The 16,090-nt window shown below is 72.1% G+C and carries 15 protein-coding genes and 1 riboswitch; of the genes, 10 read left to right on the top strand and 5 right to left on the bottom strand.

The features are described from left to right. Positions 1-11: 11 nt before the first annotated feature. The gene (locus AB0K08_RS02570) at positions 12-1,121 is read right to left on the bottom strand and encodes a glutathione S-transferase C-terminal domain-containing protein (RefSeq protein ID WP_363351343.1); all 1,110 of its coding nucleotides are present in this window, start codon (positions 1,119-1,121) and stop codon (positions 12-14) included. A gap of 11 nt (positions 1,122-1,132) precedes the next feature. Between AB0K08_RS02570 and AB0K08_RS02565 the strand changes: the two genes are divergently transcribed. The 3 genes from AB0K08_RS02565 (at position 1,133) to AB0K08_RS02555 (ending at position 3,502) form a co-directional block, all read left to right on the top strand. Next, positions 1,133-1,981 carry an MBL fold metallo-hydrolase gene (locus AB0K08_RS02565; RefSeq protein ID WP_363351341.1) on the top strand — a complete coding sequence of 283 codons (849 nt, stop codon included), beginning with the start codon at positions 1,133-1,135 and terminating at the stop codon, positions 1,979-1,981. A 148-nt stretch (positions 1,982-2,129) separates the two neighbouring features. Beyond that, positions 2,130-2,981 carry an SDR family oxidoreductase gene (locus tag AB0K08_RS02560; RefSeq protein ID WP_363351339.1) on the top strand — a complete coding sequence of 284 codons (852 nt, stop codon included), beginning with the start codon at positions 2,130-2,132 and terminating at the stop codon, positions 2,979-2,981. Further along, entirely contained in the window at positions 2,978-3,502 is a 525-nt protein-coding gene (locus AB0K08_RS02555) for a universal stress protein (protein ID WP_363351337.1), read from the top strand. The genes AB0K08_RS02560 and AB0K08_RS02555 overlap by 4 nt, the downstream gene beginning before the upstream one ends. 163 nt (positions 3,503-3,665) lie before the next feature. Here AB0K08_RS02555 and AB0K08_RS02550 read toward each other — a convergent pair whose 3' ends face one another. Further along, positions 3,666-5,375 (bottom strand): mechanosensitive ion channel family protein, encoded by a 1,710-nt coding sequence (locus AB0K08_RS02550; protein WP_363351335.1) that lies wholly within the window; start codon positions 5,373-5,375, stop codon positions 3,666-3,668. Positions 5,376-5,471: 96 nt separating this feature from the next. On the opposite strand from AB0K08_RS02550, the gene hisD reads away from it, so the two are divergent. From hisD to AB0K08_RS02520, 6 genes are all read left to right on the top strand, one after another. Then, positions 5,472-6,788 carry a histidinol dehydrogenase gene (hisD, locus tag AB0K08_RS02545; protein ID WP_363351333.1) on the top strand — a complete coding sequence of 439 codons (1,317 nt, stop codon included), beginning with the start codon at positions 5,472-5,474 and terminating at the stop codon, positions 6,786-6,788. 73 nt (positions 6,789-6,861) lie between these two features. Next, a riboswitch (SAM riboswitch) is annotated at positions 6,862-6,981 on the top strand. Positions 6,982-7,054: 73 nt separating this feature from the next. Then, positions 7,055-7,612 carry a flavin reductase family protein gene (locus AB0K08_RS02540; RefSeq protein WP_363351331.1) on the top strand — a complete coding sequence of 186 codons (558 nt, stop codon included), beginning with the start codon at positions 7,055-7,057 and terminating at the stop codon, positions 7,610-7,612. Positions 7,613-7,644: 32 nt separating this feature from the next. Next, on the top strand, positions 7,645-8,034 hold the full coding sequence (locus AB0K08_RS02535) for an RNA-binding S4 domain-containing protein (RefSeq protein ID WP_363351329.1): 390 nt from the start codon (positions 7,645-7,647) through the stop codon (positions 8,032-8,034). A gap of 9 nt (positions 8,035-8,043) precedes the next feature. Beyond that, positions 8,044-9,048 carry an aldo/keto reductase family protein gene (locus tag AB0K08_RS02530; RefSeq protein WP_363351327.1) on the top strand — a complete coding sequence of 335 codons (1,005 nt, stop codon included), beginning with the start codon at positions 8,044-8,046 and terminating at the stop codon, positions 9,046-9,048. A gap of 134 nt (positions 9,049-9,182) precedes the next feature. Next, the gene (locus AB0K08_RS02525; protein ID WP_363351325.1) at positions 9,183-10,430 is read left to right on the top strand and encodes an Ig-like domain-containing protein; all 1,248 of its coding nucleotides are present in this window, start codon (positions 9,183-9,185) and stop codon (positions 10,428-10,430) included. Between the two features lie 71 nt (positions 10,431-10,501). Continuing rightward, positions 10,502-10,813 carry a hypothetical protein gene (locus tag AB0K08_RS02520; RefSeq protein WP_363351323.1) on the top strand — a complete coding sequence of 104 codons (312 nt, stop codon included), beginning with the start codon at positions 10,502-10,504 and terminating at the stop codon, positions 10,811-10,813. Positions 10,814-10,855: 42 nt separating this feature from the next. On the opposite strand, the gene AB0K08_RS02515 is transcribed toward AB0K08_RS02520, so the two are convergent. Then, positions 10,856-12,160 (bottom strand): MFS transporter, encoded by a 1,305-nt coding sequence (locus AB0K08_RS02515; protein WP_363351321.1) that lies wholly within the window; start codon positions 12,158-12,160, stop codon positions 10,856-10,858. Between the two features lie 105 nt (positions 12,161-12,265). On the opposite strand from AB0K08_RS02515, the gene AB0K08_RS02510 reads away from it, so the two are divergent. Further along, complete coding sequence (locus tag AB0K08_RS02510; protein ID WP_363351319.1) at positions 12,266-13,480, top strand: MFS transporter; 1,215 nt, start codon at positions 12,266-12,268, stop codon at positions 13,478-13,480. A gap of 524 nt (positions 13,481-14,004) precedes the next feature. On the opposite strand, the gene AB0K08_RS02505 is transcribed toward AB0K08_RS02510, so the two are convergent. Both AB0K08_RS02505 and AB0K08_RS02500 read right to left on the bottom strand, forming a co-directional pair. After that, on the bottom strand, positions 14,005-15,246 hold the full coding sequence (locus AB0K08_RS02505) for an MFS transporter (protein WP_363351317.1): 1,242 nt from the start codon (positions 15,244-15,246) through the stop codon (positions 14,005-14,007). After that, positions 15,239-16,030 carry an IclR family transcriptional regulator gene (locus AB0K08_RS02500; RefSeq protein WP_363351315.1) on the bottom strand — a complete coding sequence of 264 codons (792 nt, stop codon included), beginning with the start codon at positions 16,028-16,030 and terminating at the stop codon, positions 15,239-15,241. The genes AB0K08_RS02505 and AB0K08_RS02500 overlap by 8 nt, the downstream gene beginning before the upstream one ends. Between the last annotated feature and the right edge of the window lie 60 nt (positions 16,031-16,090).

The following is a 16,090-nucleotide window of genomic DNA, read 5'->3' as shown; positions in this document are numbered from 1 at the left end:
TCGGATGGGGGTCAGGCCGGGTAGAGGGGGTTGTGCCCGGGGGTCACCTGCTCGCCCTCGCGCACCGGGCCGGGGGCCGTGCCCGCGCCGAAGGGGGAGCCGCCGAGCGCCTCGCGGCCGTGCTCGGTGAGCCACCCGGACAGCTCGGGGCCCCGCGGCACGATCCCGGTGGGGTTGATGTCCAGGTGGACCTCGTAGTAGTGGCTCTTGATCTGCTCGAAGTCCACGGTGTCCCCGAAGCCGGGGGTCTGGAACAGGTCCCGGGCGTAGCCCCACAACGCCGGCATCTCGTCCAGCTTGTTGCGGTTGCACTTGAAGTGCCCGTGGTAGACGGGGTCGAAGCGCACCAGCGTGGTGAACAGCCGCACGTCCGCCTCGGTGATGGTGTCCCCCATCAGGTACCGCTGAGAGGTCAGGCGCTCCTCGAGCCAGTCCATGGCCGCCCACAGCCGCTCGTACGCGGTGTCGTAGGCCTCCTGGGAGCCGGCGAAGCCGCAGCGGTACACGCCGTTGTTGACCTCGGTGAAGATCCGGGTGACCACCTCCCGCATCTCCGGGAGCTTCGCCGAGGGCAGCAGGTCCGGGGCGCCAGGGCGGTGGTGCCGGCGCCACTGGGTGGAGAAGTCCAGGGTGATCTGCGGGTAGTCGTTGGTCACCACGGCGCCGCTGGGGATGTCCACCATCGCCGGCACCGTGATCCCGCGGGGGTAGTCCGGGAAGCGCGTGAAGTAGTTCTCCTGGAGCCGCTCGGTGCCCAGCACCGGGTCCCTGCCCCCGGCGTCCAGGTCGAAGGTCCAGGACCGCTCGTCATGCGTGGGTCCCGGGGTGCCCAGGGAGATGACGTCCTCCAGGCCCAGCAGCCGGCGGACGATGATGGTGCGGTTGGCCCAGGGGCAGGCCCGCGCCGCCACCAGACGGTACCGCCCGGGCTCCACCGGCCACGCCTCGGCGTCCTCGGTCAACCCGCCCCGGGCCCGTCCGATCTTGTCCCCGGCCACCCGCGGTGCCGCGAGCGCGGCCGCCGGATCCGCCACGATCCGGTCCTTGATGTAGTTCGTGTCCCGGGAGAACTCCTGCCCGGCCGTCACGTAGCTGCCCTGTTCGTTCTCGCTCTGCTCCATACACTGAGCCTATGGCCTTCACCGACCCCGCGTCCTCACCGTCCGAACCCTCCGCCCCCAGCGCGGACTCCCACCTGACCTCCTCCGTCCTGGCGGACAACCCCTCCGGCATGACGTTGGAGGGCACCAACACCTACCTGGTGGGGGATCCGGACGCGGAGTCCGTGGTGCTGGTGGACCCCGGCCCGGCCGAGGGCTCCGAGCAGCACCTGGCGAACGTGCTCGCGGCCGCCGAGGACCGCCGCGTCGAGCTGATCCTGGTGACGCACCACCATGGCGACCACACCGGCGCCGTGGACCTCTTCGCCGAGCGAACCGGCGCACAGGTGCGCGCCGGCTCCCCGGACTGGTGCCGCGGCGGGGCACCCCTGGTGCCCGGCGAGCGCATCCCGGCGGCCGGCGTCGTGCTCACCGCCTGGCACACCCCCGGGCACACCTCGGACTCCTACTCCTTCGCCCTGCCCGACGACGGCGCAGCCGGGTCCGTGCTGACCGGAGACACGGTCCTGGGCCGGGGGACCACCGTGATCGACCATCCGGACGGCACCCTCGCGGACTACCTGCGCTCCCTCGAGACGCTGATCGCCCTGGGCGACGCCACGGTGCTGCCCGCCCACGGCCCCGTGCTGCCCTCGATCGCCCAGGTCGGCGCGATGTACCGGGAGCACCGGCGGCAGCGGCTGGACCAGGTCCGCGGGGGGCTCGCGGGGCTGGACCCGGCCGAGCGGGAACGCGCCTCCGCCGACGACCTGGCCCAGCGACTGCTGCCCGCCGTCTACCCGGAGATCGAGGAGCGGCTGCGCCCGGCCGCCCTGATGTCCCTCGGCGCACAGCTGGCGTACCTGGCCGAGGAGGACTGACCCGAGAGTGTCCAGACTGTGACCTCCCGCGCCGCCGCGGTAACGTACGGCGGCGGCCCGTGCAAATACCATGGAGTGCGGAGGGTCCACCACCTCCCCCTCAGCATTATCGGCAGTCGAACGGCAGTCATGCAGCAAGGCGGACCACGTGGCAGAACAACTCGATGAACGCGCACTCCACCACGACGGGCAGATCCCCGTGGCACCCTCGCCCCGGCGCTCCGGTCAGACGATCCTGATCACCGGGGCCACCGCCGGGATCGGGGCCGAATTCGCCCGGCAGCTGGCGGGCCAGGGGCACCACCTCGTCATCACCTCCCGGAACCCGCACCAGCTGGTGGCCAAGGCCCAGGGGCTCGAGGCGCAGTACGGCATCAGCGTGGAGACCCTCACGGCGGACCTGTCCACCGCCGAGGGCGTCCAGGTCGTCGCCGCCCGGCTGCGGGCCCGGGACCAGCCGATCACCATGCTGGTCAACAACGCCGGCTCCGGGCTGTCCACCGAGTTCCACGAGAGTGAGGCCGAGGACGAGCTGGCCATGCTCCGGCTACTCACCGAGGCCCCCATGCTGCTCTCGCACGCCGCCATCCAGTCCTTCCTGGCCCGCGGCGGCGGGCGCATCATCAACGTCTCCTCCGTGGCCGGGCTCCTCCCCGAGGGCAGCTACGGCGCCGCGAAGGCCTGGACCATCAGCTTCAGCCGCTGGGCCAACACCCGGTACAAGCCGGAGGGCGTCACCGTCACCGCCCTGTGCCCGGGACCGGTGCGCACGGAGTTCCACACCCGCGCCGGGATCGACACCACCAAGAAGCCCAGGTGGGCGTGGATGGATGCCGAGGACGTGGTCCGCGAGGGCCTGACCGCCGCCGCCGAGGGCCGGAGCGTGTGCATCCCCTCCCGCCGGTTCCGTTCCCTCATGACGGCGGCCCGGTTCAGCCCGGACGCCGTGCTGGAGCGCTTCAGCCGGATCGAGCCGAAGGACCGGAGCCAGCGCCCATGACCATCCTCGTCGGCTACACAGCCAGCAGAGAGTCCAAGGCGGCACTCGATGAGGCCATCCGCATCGCCCGGCTGACCCATGAGGGGCTGTTGGTGGTCAACGCCGGACCGGGCGGCGCGCACCAACACGACTACATGGTCACGGAGGAGCAGCAGCACCAGCTGCAGGCCGTCCTCGACGCCTCCGGGATCGCCGCGGAGTTCCGCCAGTACGCCCGGGGCCGGTCCACGCTGGACGAGCTCAAGGACGTGGCGGACGAGGTCCAGCCCTCCGTGGTGGTGATCGGCATGAAGCGCCGTGGCACCTTCGGGCGCTTCGTCATGGGCTCCGTCTCGGACGGGCTGCTCAAGGAACTCGACCAGCCCGTGCTCTGCGTCAAGGACAACCCGGCCAAGCCCACCGGCGTGATCGACGAGGCTCCGCCGGAGGACCTCACCGCCGCCACCGAGCCCGCCGCCATCAGCGGCCCCGGCGCCGCTGTGGACACCCCGCCCGGCGCCGGCCCGGCCGACCGCCCGTAGCCGGACGGCTCCGGCCTCCCGCCCGGCCCCTTCACTTTGAGGGCAATCCCGCTTTGAGGGCAATCCCACTCCTGAGGATTGCCCCCAAAGCGCCAGGTTGGCGTGAGGATTGCGCTCAAAACGCCGGGGTGCCGTGGGATTGCCCTCAAAACGCCGGGGTGGGTCAGTCGGAGCCGGGGCCTGCGGGGCCGCCGTCGGGCCCCTCGTCCGGGCCCTTGCGCCCGGTGGTCTCCTCGTCCGCGTCAGTCCCCTCGGTTCCCTCAGCCTGGGCGGCCTTCTCCTTGCGCTCGGCGAAGGCGGCCTCGCCCGGGCCGGCGAACTCGCGGTTGCGTTCCACCGCGCTGATGGAGCCGGTGAACACGGAGGAGTCGTCGCTGGACCTGGTCAACGGGGTGGAGCCCGTGACGGCCGCCGTGGTCCCGGTGTCGGCGGGCTGACGGTCCTGACCTGCCTCGGCCCCCGCCTCGACCCACGGCAGCGGGCTGGTGGGGGTGCGGGGCTGCTGCCCCATGCCGGTGCCGGTACCGGTACCGGCCCCAGAACCGGTGCCGGACGCGGAACCGGCCGGGCCGGCGTCGTGCCCCTGATCCGGCGCGGAGCCGGCCGTGCCGGCGGCGCCGGCCGAGGCCGAGCCGTCCGCGGCACCACCAGCCGCTTCCCCGGACGCCCCGGAGTCCACGCCGACGGGCGCGAGGGCCGGCGCCTCGGCGAAGCGCTGGGCGTAGATGGCCTCGGGGTGCTCGCTACGCAGGAAGGTGACGAGGTCCTCGCGCACCAGGCAGCGCAGGTCCCACAGGTCGCCGGCGTTGCGGGCGGAGACCGCCACCCACAGCTTCATGGTGCCGTTCAGGGCCTCACTGATCTGGATGGAGCTGTCCTTGCCGTCCCACAGCTCGGTGGATTCGAGCAGGGCCTTGAGGCGCTCGCGGGTGGCGTCCACCGGGGCCCTCCAGTCCACGTCGATCTCCACGGTCCCGGACAGGGCGGAGCCGGTGCGCGTCCAGTTCTCGAACGGGGTGGTGGTGAAGTGGCTGGAGGGGTAGATCACCCGGCGGCCGTCCCAGATCTTGACCACCACGTAGGACAGGGTGATGTCCTCGATGGTCCCGTAGACCCCGTCCGCGATCACCACGTCACCCACGCGGATCGCGTCCGTGAAGGCCAGCTGGATCCCGGCGAAGACGTTGGTCAGGGTGGACTGCACCGCGAGGCCGGCCACCACGGAGATCACGCCGGCCGAGGCCAGCAGCCCGGCGCCGACGGCGCGGACCTGGGGGATGGTCAGCAGGATGACGGACACGGCGATCACGATGATCGCGGCCTGGATCACGCGGCGCAGCAGCACGGTCTGGGTGCGGATCTTGCGGTCACGACGGTCGTCCACGCCCTCCGAGGCGTACCTGCCGAGCAGCCGCTCCTCCACGATCTGCACGATCCGCAAGGCCAGCCAGGCGAGCGAGCCGACGATCCCGGCCATCAGCAGGAAGTTCACACCGTTGAACCAGGGGTAGCCGGAGGCGGTCAGGCCCAGGGCGATCCGGGCCGCCAGCAGCACGGCCGCGGCGAGGATCGGGATGCGGCACTTGGCGACCTGACTGCGCATCCCGGGCTTGCGGCGCAGCACGGTGTTCAGCAGCAACCAGCCGACCACCACCACGGCGACCGCGATCGCCACCGCGATCGCCACCGTGGAGAGGATTCCCCAGAACGGGCCGAGCGAGTCCACCGCGCCCTCGGCGCCCTCCCGGACGCTGTCCGGGACGTTCTCGGGGGACGGGCCGGAGGTTCCGGCGGGCTCGGCGGCCGCCTCCGCCACACCCCCCGCGGAGGTCAGGACGGCGGGCATCTCGGAGAGGGGGGACAGACTGAGCATGGTTCCCAGTCTGTCATCCCGCACTTGGACGATCCTGAACAGGTGGAGAATGGACGCTGAACCTGCCGAACCCCCTGCCTCCCAGGAGCCCCACCCATGCCTGCCCTGCTTGCCACCACGGACCTGCGCGGCCGCGACTACGATCCGGCCACCGTGCTGCCCCGCGCGGAGGTGGACGTGGCCGCCGCCGTGCCGAAGGTGCTGCCGATCCTCGAGCGGGTCCGGACCGAGGGCGCCTCCGCCGTGCTGGAGCTGGGCGAGCAGTTCGACGGCGTCCGGCCCCCGTCCCTGCGGGTCCCGGCCGACCGGATCGCCGAGGCGCTCGAGACCCTGGACCCGGCCGTCCGTGCCTCCCTCGAGGAGTCCATCAGCCGCGCCCGCGCCGTCCACGCGGCCCAGTTCCCGCCCGGGTCCGAGGTGGAGCTCGCCGAGGGCGCCGTGGTGGAGAACCGCTGGGTCCCGGTGAACCGGGTGGGCCTGTACGTGCCCGGCGGCCGCGCCGTCTACCCCTCCTCCGTGGTGATGAACGTGGTCCCGGCCCAGGCCGCGGGGGTGCCCTCCCTGGCCGTCGCGTCCCCGCCGCAGAAGGACTTCGGCGGCCTGCCGCACCCCGTGATCCTGGCCGCCTGCGCCCTGCTCGGCGTGGACGAGGTCTACGCCGCGGGCGGCGCCCAGGCGGTGGCCATGTTCGCCTACGGCGTGGCGGACGACGCCGGCGCGCGGCTGTGTGCCCCCGTGGACATGGTCACGGGGCCGGGCAACATCTTCGTGGCGGCCGCCAAGCGCGCCCTGCTCGGGACCATCGGCATCGACGCCGAGGCCGGGCCCACCGAGATCGCGGTCCTGGCCGACGGCACGGCCGACGCCCGCTGGGTGGCCGCGGACCTGATCAGCCAGGCGGAGCACGATCCGATGGCCGGCTCCGTGCTGATCACCACCTCCCCCGAGCTGGCCCGGGACGTGGCGGAGCAGGTCGAGGCACAGGTGCCCGGCTCCTTCCACGAGGAGCAGATCCGCCAGGCCCTGGGCGGCCCCCAGTCCGGGATCCTGCTGGTGGACACCCTGGACGAGGCGCTGGCCGTGGCGGACGCCTATGCCGCCGAGCACCTCGAGGTGCACACCGTGGACGCGCTGGCCACGGCCCGCCGGGTGAGCAACGCCGGCGCCGTGTTCGTGGGCCCGTACTCCCCGGTGCCGCTGGGCGACTACTCCTCCGGCTCCAACCACGTGCTCCCCACCGGCGGCTCCGCCCGGTACTCCTCCGGGCTGAACACCGTGAGCTTCCTGCGCCTGCAGCAGCTGATCCGCTACACGGAGACCGGCCTGAAGGACCTGGACGCCAACATCTCCGCCCTGTCCACGGCGGAGGGCCTGCCCGCCCACGGCGAGGCCGTCTCCCTCCGCTTCCGCTGAAGCAGGTCACGGGGGTTCACAGTTCGGAAAAACCTTTGACCGTCCCAGCCGGGCCTCGTTACTCTGGACACAGAATCACGAGTTCCCGCTGTTACAGCCCTGGCTTGCGGGACGGCAACCCTCTTCACGCAGTAGTGGGGTGCTCCAGGTGAGGATTCGGCCTACCGGATGCGCCGGCAGGCAAGTACCGCGTTTCTGCCGGTGCCGTTCGGAGTACTCTCCGCGGGCGCCGCGGGGCAGATCCGCCGTCGAACGGAGGACCGAACATGACCGCTCTGGCTACCCACGAACTGCACCCGACCGCCGCCCTGGACCGTGACCTCGACCGCGAGCTGTCCACCGAGACCCTGCGCGCCGCCTTCTCCCACTTCCCCTCCGGCGTGGCGGCCCTGGCCGGCGTGGCCCACGGTGTCAAGGAGGGGCTCGTGGCCTCGTCGTTCACCGTCGGGGTCTCCCTCGAGCCGGCCCTGGTGTCGGTCGCGGTGCAGAACACCTCCCGGACCTGGCCGCGGCTGAAGCAGGCGGAACGCATCGGGATCTCCATCCTCGGCGAGGGCCAGACCAGTGTGTGCCGCCAGCTGGCCTCCAAGGAGGGCGACCGCTTCGCCGGGCTGGACGTCCGCGCCACGGACCACGGCGCCCTGCTCCTGAACGGTGCCGCCCTGTGGCTGGACACCACCGTCTACGCCGAGCTGCCGGCCGGTGACCACACCATGGTCCTGCTCGAGGTCCACGGCGTGCATGACCACTCCTCCGAGCACGAGCCGATCGTGTTCCACCGCTCCGCGTTCCGCAACCTGCGCACCGCGGAGGGCAACCAGTAGCCGGACCAGTAGCCCCGGTAGACTCCACAGGCATGCCACAGCCCAGCGCCCCCGCCCAGGTCCGCCTGGACGCCTGGCTCTGGGGCGTGCGCATGTACAAGACACGCTCGGCGGCCACCGCCGCCTGCCGGGCCGGGCACGTCCGGCTGAACGGGCAGCCCACCAAGGCCTCACAGGCGGTGCGCCCCGGGGACACCATCCGGCTGCGCCAGCCCGGCCGGGAGCGCATCCTCGAGGTCACCGGTCTGCTGGCCAAACGCGTCGGCGCCCCGGAGGCCGTCCGCCACTACATCGACCACTCCCCCGAGCCCGTGCCCCGGGAGCTGATGGCCGTGCCGCGCCGGGACCGCGGGGCCGGACGCCCGACCAAGCGGGAGCGCCGGCAGCTGGACCAGCTCCGGCGGCGCACCGAGTCCGACTAGGGTGAATCCATGAAATTTCGATACCTCGGCAACAGCGGACTCAAGATCTCCGAGATCATCTACGGCAATTGGCTCACCCACGGCTCCCAGGTCGAGAACGAGACGGCGCACGCCTGCGTGAAGGAGGCCCTGGACCAGGGCATCACGAGCTTCGACACGGCGGATGTCTACGCGAACACCAAGGCCGAGTCCGTCCTCGGCGAGGCCCTGCAGGGTCAGCGCCGCGAGTCCCTCGAGGTCTTCACCAAGGTCTACTGGCCCACCGGTCCCAGGGGCCACAATGACACCGGGCTCTCCCGCAAGCACATCATGGAGTCCATCAACGGCTCCCTGCAGCGGCTGAAGATGGACTACGTGGACCTCTACCAGGCCCACCGCTATGACGTGGAGACGCCCCTGGAGGAGACCATGCAGGCCTTCGCGGACGTCGTCCGCGCCGGCAAGGCCCTGTACATCGGGGTCTCCGAGTGGCCGGCGGACAAGATCCGGGAAGCCCACGCCATGGCCTCCCAGCTGGGCTTCCAGCTCATCTCGAGCCAGCCGCAGTACTCCATGCTGTGGCGGGTCATCGAACCCGAGGTCATCCCGGCGTGCGAGGACCTCGGACTCTCCCAGATCGTCTGGTCCCCCATGGCCGGCGGCATCCTCACCGGCAAGTACCTGCCCGGCCAGCAGCCCCCGGAGGGCTCCAGGGGCGCGGACACCGAGGGCGGCGCCCGCACCATGGCCCACCGGATGTCCGATGACGTGCTCACCGCCGTGCAGAAGCTGCGCCCCATCGCCGAGGGGCTCGGCGCCACCATGGGCCAGCTCGCCATCGCGTGGGTCCTCGCCCACCCGAACGTCGCCGGTGCCATCGTGGGAGCCTCCCGGCCGGAGCAGATCGCCGAGAACGTGAAGGCCCTGGACCTCACCCTGGATGACGCCACCCTGGGGGCCGTCGACGCCGCCATCGGGCACATCGTCACGGACGACCCCACCCTGGTCTCCGTCCCGGAGGAGCGCGCCGCCTGACCAGCCCCGCATTGTGATCAAGCCGTGATCTGGACATCCTGCAACATCACGGTATGATCACAGATAGCCGGTGTTGCCCGTTCCGCTGGACGGAGCGGGCAACACGGGGTCAAGCGCCATCAGGGGGGCTGAGCATGACCACCAAGGCAGGGCACGCTGCTGACCTTTCCCACCCGCACCATGCCCGCGCGGACCTCGGCCGTCGTTTGGCCGTGGCCTCTGGGGTCCTGGTCCTGCTGACCGGCCTGGCCGGCCCGGCCGTGGCGAGCACCCCGCCCAGCCCCAGCGAATCTCCCTCCCCCACGCAACCCGTGGCCCCCTCTCCCTCCCCGAGCCCCAGCGGCAACGCCCCGCCCGAGTTCCTCCAGTGCCCCGGGGTCCTCGTCCAGGCCGGTACCCCGGAGTTGATCGGCTTCCAGGTCTCGGATCCCGACGGCGACCGGGTCACCCTGACGGCGGCGGGCTCCTCCTGGGGGGCCGAGACCTCGATCACGGGCCACACCCTGACCTATACGGCTCCGCCGAGTTTCTCCGGCCAGGACTTCATCGCCGTCACCGCAGACGACGGTCAGGGCGGGACGGCCGTCTGTGACCTGTCGATCCGGGTGGAGGCACAGCCGGACCCCACGCCCACCCCCACACCGGCCCCCACCAGCCCCGGCCCCACCACCCCGCCGGCGCCCACGCCCACGGACCCGCCGACGCCAGATCCCACGACGCCGGCCCCCTCGCCCACCAGCACCACCCCGGCTCCCAGCCAGGAGCCGACCTCCGGGCCCGCCCCCTCCGCTGAGCCGACGCCGGCCCCGTCCTCCACCGCTCCCCCGCAGACGCCGCCCGGCGGCGGCAGCGGTGGCAACGGTGGTGACAACGGAGCCGGTGGCGCCGGCGGCGGTGACGGAGACAGCAACGGCGCCAACGGTCACGGCGGCTCCGAGTCGGTCCCCGGCACCCCGGGCGCCAGCGCCTCCGGATCCGGAGGCGGGCCGGGCAGCGGCCCGGCGTCGCCGGAGGGGAACGCCCCCTCCGGGACCGCGCCCGAGACCTCCACCACGGCCCAGCGCCTGGGCGACCTGCCCCGGGAGACCACGGTCTCGTGTTCGCTGCAGGCCGTCGAGGACGCCCGCACCCTCATCCAGGGCATCTCCGCCGGGATGGCCTCACGCCCCGGCGGCGGGAGCTTCCCGGAGGGTGGTGCCGGCGAGCAGGACGGTACGGCCCCGCAGGATGCGGACGGCGGCAGCACCCCGGTGGCGGCCCCGGAACGGGCCACTGCGGTCACCGGGTCCTCCATCTGGCTGTTCGCCGGCATGGGGGTCCTGATGCTGGTGCTCATCGGCCTCGCCGCAGCCGCCCTACCCCGCGCGGGCCGCCGGCACTAGGCTGGCCGGACGATGCGGTCGCTGGGACGGACCGCCCGCCCGTGGGCCGCCCGACATCGAGGAGGTTCAGGTTGAGCCGGTACGAGGACGAACTGGAACAGCAATTCATCGAGGAACCGGAGAACGACCTGGAGCAGCCGGCCGACGGCCGGGACGGCACCACGGACGTCGGCTCCTCCGATGACCCGGACACCCTGGACGCCATAGACCCGTTGCGCCGGGACACGTTCCTGCTGGACGGGGACGAGGACAACAACGGCATCCCGGATTACCAGGAGGGCAGGCCCGAAGCGGTCGACGGCGAGGACATCCTGGACGAGGACTCGGAATGGGACGGCCTCGAGGACGACGAGGACCCGGACAGCGACGACGGCGGCCGCTGAACCGCCCGCTCCGGCCGATACAGCTGGGTCCGGCCAGTCCGGCTAGGTCCGGCGCCCGGACACCAGCCGTTCGGTGCCGGAGGCCGCCAGGATGAGGCAGGCGCACCAGATGCCGCCGGCGGGACCGAGGGGTGCCGCCACGAGTCCGGCCACCACGGGCATCACGACCTGCCCCACGCGGTTGCCGACCAGGCGGACCGCCAGCGCCGGGCCGCGCCACGCGACCGGCACGGCCTGGGAGACAAGAGACATGGTCAGCGGCTGGCCGATCCCGAGGGCGAAGCCGCCCACGGCCATCAGGGTCAGCGCGAACCAGGAGGCGCCCCACGCCTCGAGCACCGGCGGCACGAACCCCACCGCCACCGCGGTGGCCAGCAGGGACACCAGCACCAGCGAGTGACGGGACCACCTCCGGGACATCCACGGCAGCACGATGCGGGACACGAACGAGGCCCCGCCGCGCACCGCCAGCAGGACACCCACCCAGACCGGCGCCACCCCAGCGGATTCGCCGACGAGCGGCAGGAAGGCCGTCAGGATGTCCAGCACCGCCAGCAGGGCCAGGGAGGCCATCATGTGGGAGGGGATCCCCGGCACGCGCCAGATCCGCAGCATGGTCGGCTTCTCCGCACCCGCACCGGAGCCCGACGCCGGCCCGGCCCCGGCTGCGGCCGTCTCGCCGCCCGGCCCGGCGCCGACCTCCGGTGCCACGCCGGGTGCCGGCGGGTGCGCGCGGGACCGCCGGCCGCCGTCGGCCCTCATCAGGTACATCACGGGCACCGCCAGCAGGGAGCATGCCGCACCCAGCCAGAGGGCCGCGTCGATCCGGCCGGCGAAGGCCGCACTGTGCGAGGCCTCCCCCAGGGTGACGTTGCCCAGGATGAACCCGGAGATCAGCGGGCCGAGCATCTGACCGACGGAGAAGGCGGCCGTGAACCACCCGAACGCGGCATCCATGGTGGCCGGTGAGGTCCGCCGGCCGATGACCGTCTGACCGGCGATCGTGAAGACCAGGTGGCCCATGCCGAGCACGGCCGAGGACACCATGATGACGGCGATGTTGCCGCCGAGGGCCAGCCCGAGGCCGCCGAGGCCCATGACCGCGCCACCGAACGCGATCATGCCGCGCAGGGTGGGCCGCCTCCCCGTCACGCGGCCCAGGGCCATGGCGAAGACCAGCGGAAGGATGGCATAGGCGGCGGTGGCCAGTCCCACCCAGGTCTCGCCGGCTCCCAGGACCAACAGCTTGTAGCTCGTGACCGGGCGCAGCAGGTTCAGGGCGGTCTGGGTGAGGACGGCGGCGGCGATCATGATCCAGAGCCAGGTCAGCTCGCCGCGTTGTGCCATGAGCACCAGCGTATCCCGCGGACTTCCCCCGCACCGCCGTGCGAACGGGGGCTAGACTCGCCCGGGCGCTTGCTCCGCGTACTGCCCAGAAAGCCGGTCCCCTCCGTGTCCCCTGCAGCCAACACACCGCAGCCTCCCACTCGATTGTGGAGCCGGAACTTCATCCTGGTCTCGCTGACCAACCTGTTCCAGGCCCTGGTGTTCTACCTGCTGGTCACGGCCATGGCACTGTACGCCGTCAACGAGTTCCAGGCCTCGGAGGTGATGTCCGGGCTGGCGGTCAGCGGCTTCGTCCTCGGCTCCGTGCTCGCCCGGCTCTTCACGGGACAGGCCATGGAGTTCATCGGACGCCGCCGGACCCTGCTGGTGTCCATGGCGCTGTTCCTGGTGGCCTCGGCGCTGTACCTGACGGTGGACAGCCTCGGGATGCTGATCGCGGTCCGCGTGCTGCACGGGGTGACCTTCGGCGCGGCCAGCACGGTGGTGGCCACCGCCGTCCAGGGAATGATCCCACCGCAACGCCGCAGTGAGGGCACCGGCTGGTTCGGCACCTCTACCACGGTGGCCACGGCCCTGGGGCCCCTGCTCGCCTTCCAGCTGACGGACCGTTTCGGCTTCGACTCACTGTTCATCCTGTGCACCGTGGTCTCCGGCATCGGCCTCGTCTCCGCCGCCCTGGTCCACCTGCCGGCGGCGCCCCGCCCGGAGGACGGATCCCACCCGGGGTTCTCGTTGCTCCGGATACTCTCCCGGCCCGCTGTACCCGTCTCCCTGGTCATCCTGCTGTCCGGGCTGGCCTACTCTGGCGTGTTGGCCTTCCTCAACGGCTATGCCCAGGAACAGGGCATCAGCCCCACCTCGGCCAGCCTGTTCTTCGTGGTCTACGCCGTGGTGCTGGTGCTCTCCCGGTTCATCGTGGGGCCGGCCCATGATCGGTACGGGGACAACGCGGTGGTCTTCCCGCTGTTGGCCTGTCTGGCGGTGGCGATGGCGGTGCTGGCCCTCTGGCCGGCCGTGCCGGGACTGCTCATCGCGGCCGTCCTGTGCGCCTTCGGCTTCGGCGCACTGCTGACGTCACTGCAGTCCGTGGCCGCCACCGTGGTGCCGCCGTTCCAGATCGGGGTGGCCACCTCCACGTATTTCCTCATGCTGGACGTGGGCATCGGCCTGGGGCCCATCCTGTTGGGCTCCCTGCTGCCGGTCACCGGATTCTCCGGCATGTACCTGGGGCTGGCCGGCTTCGTGCTCATGACCACGGGGGTGTACTGGCTGGCCCACGGCCGCCGGGCCCAGCACCGCCCGGGCCGCGGCCACCAGTAGCAGCACGAGGATCACGATCAGCACCGCCTCGGCCGCGATGTAGACGTAGTGCGTGCCGGAGCCGCCCTCGAAGTCGCCGGCCAGCACCGCGTCCGTCCGCTGGTTCAGGAAGGGCTTGATCACGGCCATCTTGACCACGAGCACGGCGGCGGACGCCCAGCCCAGCAGCCACAGCCGGCTCCGGCGCGGCCGGCCCAGACTCCGCCAGAGGGCCGCCAGCAGCATCACGGCCAGCACCACCTCCACCAGGTTCATGGCCATGAACACCCGGCGACCGATGCCCAGCCCGAGCGGGATGGTGATGCCCGGCGCCGTGAACTTCAGCGGCGCCTCGATCAGCGAGATGCCGATGACCAGCCCGAGCCACACGGCCGGGACCACCAGCAGCGCCGCCCACGCCCCGAGGGGGCCGTCCGGCACCGAGCGTGGGGTGCGGCGGACGGGAGGGAGGGAGCCGGCGTCGGGAAGTTCCATGCTCTGATGGTAGGCGCGCTACCCGCCGCGCGCCGTGGCCCGGACCACGCTCAGCGGGCCGGACGCCGTCCGGTCCGGACCATGGCCACCGCGAGGACCAGCAGCACGGCGTAAGCCACCCCGACCAGGACCCAGCCGAGGACGAACCCGCCGGTGAGTTCCACCACGGCGCCCATCCCGACCGGCCCGACCGCGAACCCGGCATACATGCCCATGGTGGTGGTGCCGGTGGCGGCACCGATGCGGGTGGCATCCACGGTCTGCATGGTCCCGGCGTTGACCACCACGTTGGTGCCGAGCACCGTCAGCCCGTGGAGCACCACGCCGGCCCAAAACAGGGCAGGCAGGTCCCACACCGAGGAGGCAGCCATGCAGACCATGCCCATCAGGGCGCCCAGGGAGATCAGCACCAGTAGGGTCCCCGGCCGCCGCCCCGCCCCCAGTGCGCGGCCCCAGTAGATGCGGCTGGCCACGCCCACCACCCCGGAGAGCCCGGCCGCCAGCCCGCCGATCAGCAGACTGTAGCCGTGGTCCCGCACGGCGAACAGGGGCAGGTAGACGTTGGTGGCCTGGGTGCCCATGCCGGAGAAGAAGGCGACGGCGGCGAACAGCCAGACCTGCAGCGGCAGGGACGCCGTGGAGACACCACGGCGGCGGAACCGGTCTGCCAGGACCCGGCGGACCGCCGCCCAGTCGGTCGGCTCCTCCGGGGGGATGTGGCGCAACGACCACCACAGCAGGGCCAGCACCAGGACTGCGGCGGACACGGCCGCCCCCGTCCAGCCGGCCCACAGCGCGGCGGCGGGGAACAGGAGACCGGCCACCAGCTGGCTGGCCTGGACGCCGGACTGTTTGACCCCGATCCACCCGGACCGCTTCGCGGCGGGAACGGCGGAGTAGATGACGCGGTTGGTGGTGGGGTTGGCGATGACCTGGGCCGGACCCACGATGATGCAGGCCAGAATGAGGGTCCAGTACGCCGGGCCGATCGCGGACACCAGCAGCGCCACCATCGTGCCGCCGTAGTTGAAGATCAGCTGGCTGCGGATGCTGAGCACGTCCGCCAGCCGGCCGATCACCATGGAGGAGACCGCGGCGCTGACGAACAGCACCGTGACGAGCAGGCCGAACTGGCCGGCGGAGACCCCGATCTCCCGGATCAGCAGGTCGGAGGTGGCCGAGAGCCCGTAGTTCAGCAGCGGCCCGACGCCCATGGCGATGAGCAGCACGGTCAGCAGTGCAGTGCCGGCCCGCGGGGTGGCCGGTCCCTGTCCGGGTGTCCGCTCAGTCATGCTGCTCCTCGTCCCCGTGTCCGTTCCCGTGGCCGGTCGTGCGCGTCAGGGCCGCCGCGGTGTCCCGGGCCGCCCGCAGCAGGTGCTCGATGACCACCGACAGCCCCGTGTCCGGGAGCCGGTCGGTGGGGGCGACGACGGCCAGCCCGGCGACCGCCCGGCCGTCGGCCAGGCGGATGGGCACCGCGACGGCGGAAATCCCCTCGGTGCTCTCCCCCCGGGACACCGCATAGCCGGCCTGACGGATTCTAGCCAGCATCCCCGCGAGCTCCGGCACTGTGTCCACGGTACGGTCCGTGAGCTTCTTCAGGCGGCCGCCGAACATGCCGGAGACGTCCTCGGGATCCAGAGCGGCCAGCAGCACCCGGCCGCCCGCCGTGCTGTAGGCCGGCAGCCGGGCGCCGATCCGCGGCGAGGCCCGGAGGATGTGACCGGACTCGATGCCGTCCACGAACTCGACCTCCGCGCGGACGAGGACGGACAGGGAGATGGACTCCCCCGTGGCCGCCGCCACGATCTCCATGGGCCGGTGGGCCGCGTGGCGGATCTCCCGGGTGCCCACCGTCCCGCCGGTCAGCCCGAGGAGCCTTGCCCCGGGTCGGTACACGCGGCTGTGGGGATCCTGGACCACATAGTCCCGCGAGGCCAGCGTGCTCAGCAGGCGGTGAGCACTGGACGGCGCGATCCCGAGGTCCGCGGCCACCTCCCGCACCCGGACCCCGCCGGCGGCCATGACCTGGTCCACCACCGTCAGGGCATGCACCACGGATCGGATCTCCGCCATCCTGCAGCTCCTTCTTGACATTCAACGTTCGGCACAGCAGAACACTCTCGAAAACTGTTC

Source organism: Citricoccus sp. NPDC055426, from assembly GCF_040677445.1.
Lineage (GTDB): Bacteria > Actinomycetota > Actinomycetes > Actinomycetales > Micrococcaceae > Citricoccus.
Note: the sequence above shows the minus strand (reverse complement) of the source record. Positions and strands in the feature narration are given on the sequence as shown.

Bases quoted from the DNA above. Each gene is read 5' to 3' on its own strand.
- AB0K08_RS02550 (WP_363351335.1), bottom strand. From the start codon at position 5,375: ATGCTCAGTCTGTCCCCCCTCTCCGAGATGCCCGCCGTCCTGACCTCC.
- AB0K08_RS02540 (WP_363351331.1), top strand. From the start codon at position 7,055: ATGACCGCTCTGGCTACCCACGAACTGCACCCGACCGCCGCCCTGGAC.
- AB0K08_RS02535 (WP_363351329.1), top strand. From the start codon at position 7,645: ATGCCACAGCCCAGCGCCCCCGCCCAGGTCCGCCTGGACGCCTGGCTC.
- AB0K08_RS02515 (WP_363351321.1), bottom strand. From the start codon at position 12,160: ATGGCACAACGCGGCGAGCTGACCTGGCTCTGGATCATGATCGCCGCC.
- AB0K08_RS02565 (WP_363351341.1), top strand. From the start codon at position 1,133: ATGGCCTTCACCGACCCCGCGTCCTCACCGTCCGAACCCTCCGCCCCC.
- AB0K08_RS02555 (WP_363351337.1), top strand. From the start codon at position 2,978: ATGACCATCCTCGTCGGCTACACAGCCAGCAGAGAGTCCAAGGCGGCA.
- AB0K08_RS02500 (WP_363351315.1), bottom strand. From the start codon at position 16,030: ATGGCGGAGATCCGATCCGTGGTGCATGCCCTGACGGTGGTGGACCAG.
- AB0K08_RS02525 (WP_363351325.1), top strand. From the start codon at position 9,183: ATGACCACCAAGGCAGGGCACGCTGCTGACCTTTCCCACCCGCACCAT.
- AB0K08_RS02505 (WP_363351317.1), bottom strand. From the start codon at position 15,246: ATGACTGAGCGGACACCCGGACAGGGACCGGCCACCCCGCGGGCCGGC.
- AB0K08_RS02530 (WP_363351327.1), top strand. From the start codon at position 8,044: ATGAAATTTCGATACCTCGGCAACAGCGGACTCAAGATCTCCGAGATC.
- hisD (WP_363351333.1), top strand. From the start codon at position 5,472: ATGCCTGCCCTGCTTGCCACCACGGACCTGCGCGGCCGCGACTACGAT.
- AB0K08_RS02570 (WP_363351343.1), bottom strand. From the start codon at position 1,121: ATGGAGCAGAGCGAGAACGAACAGGGCAGCTACGTGACGGCCGGGCAG.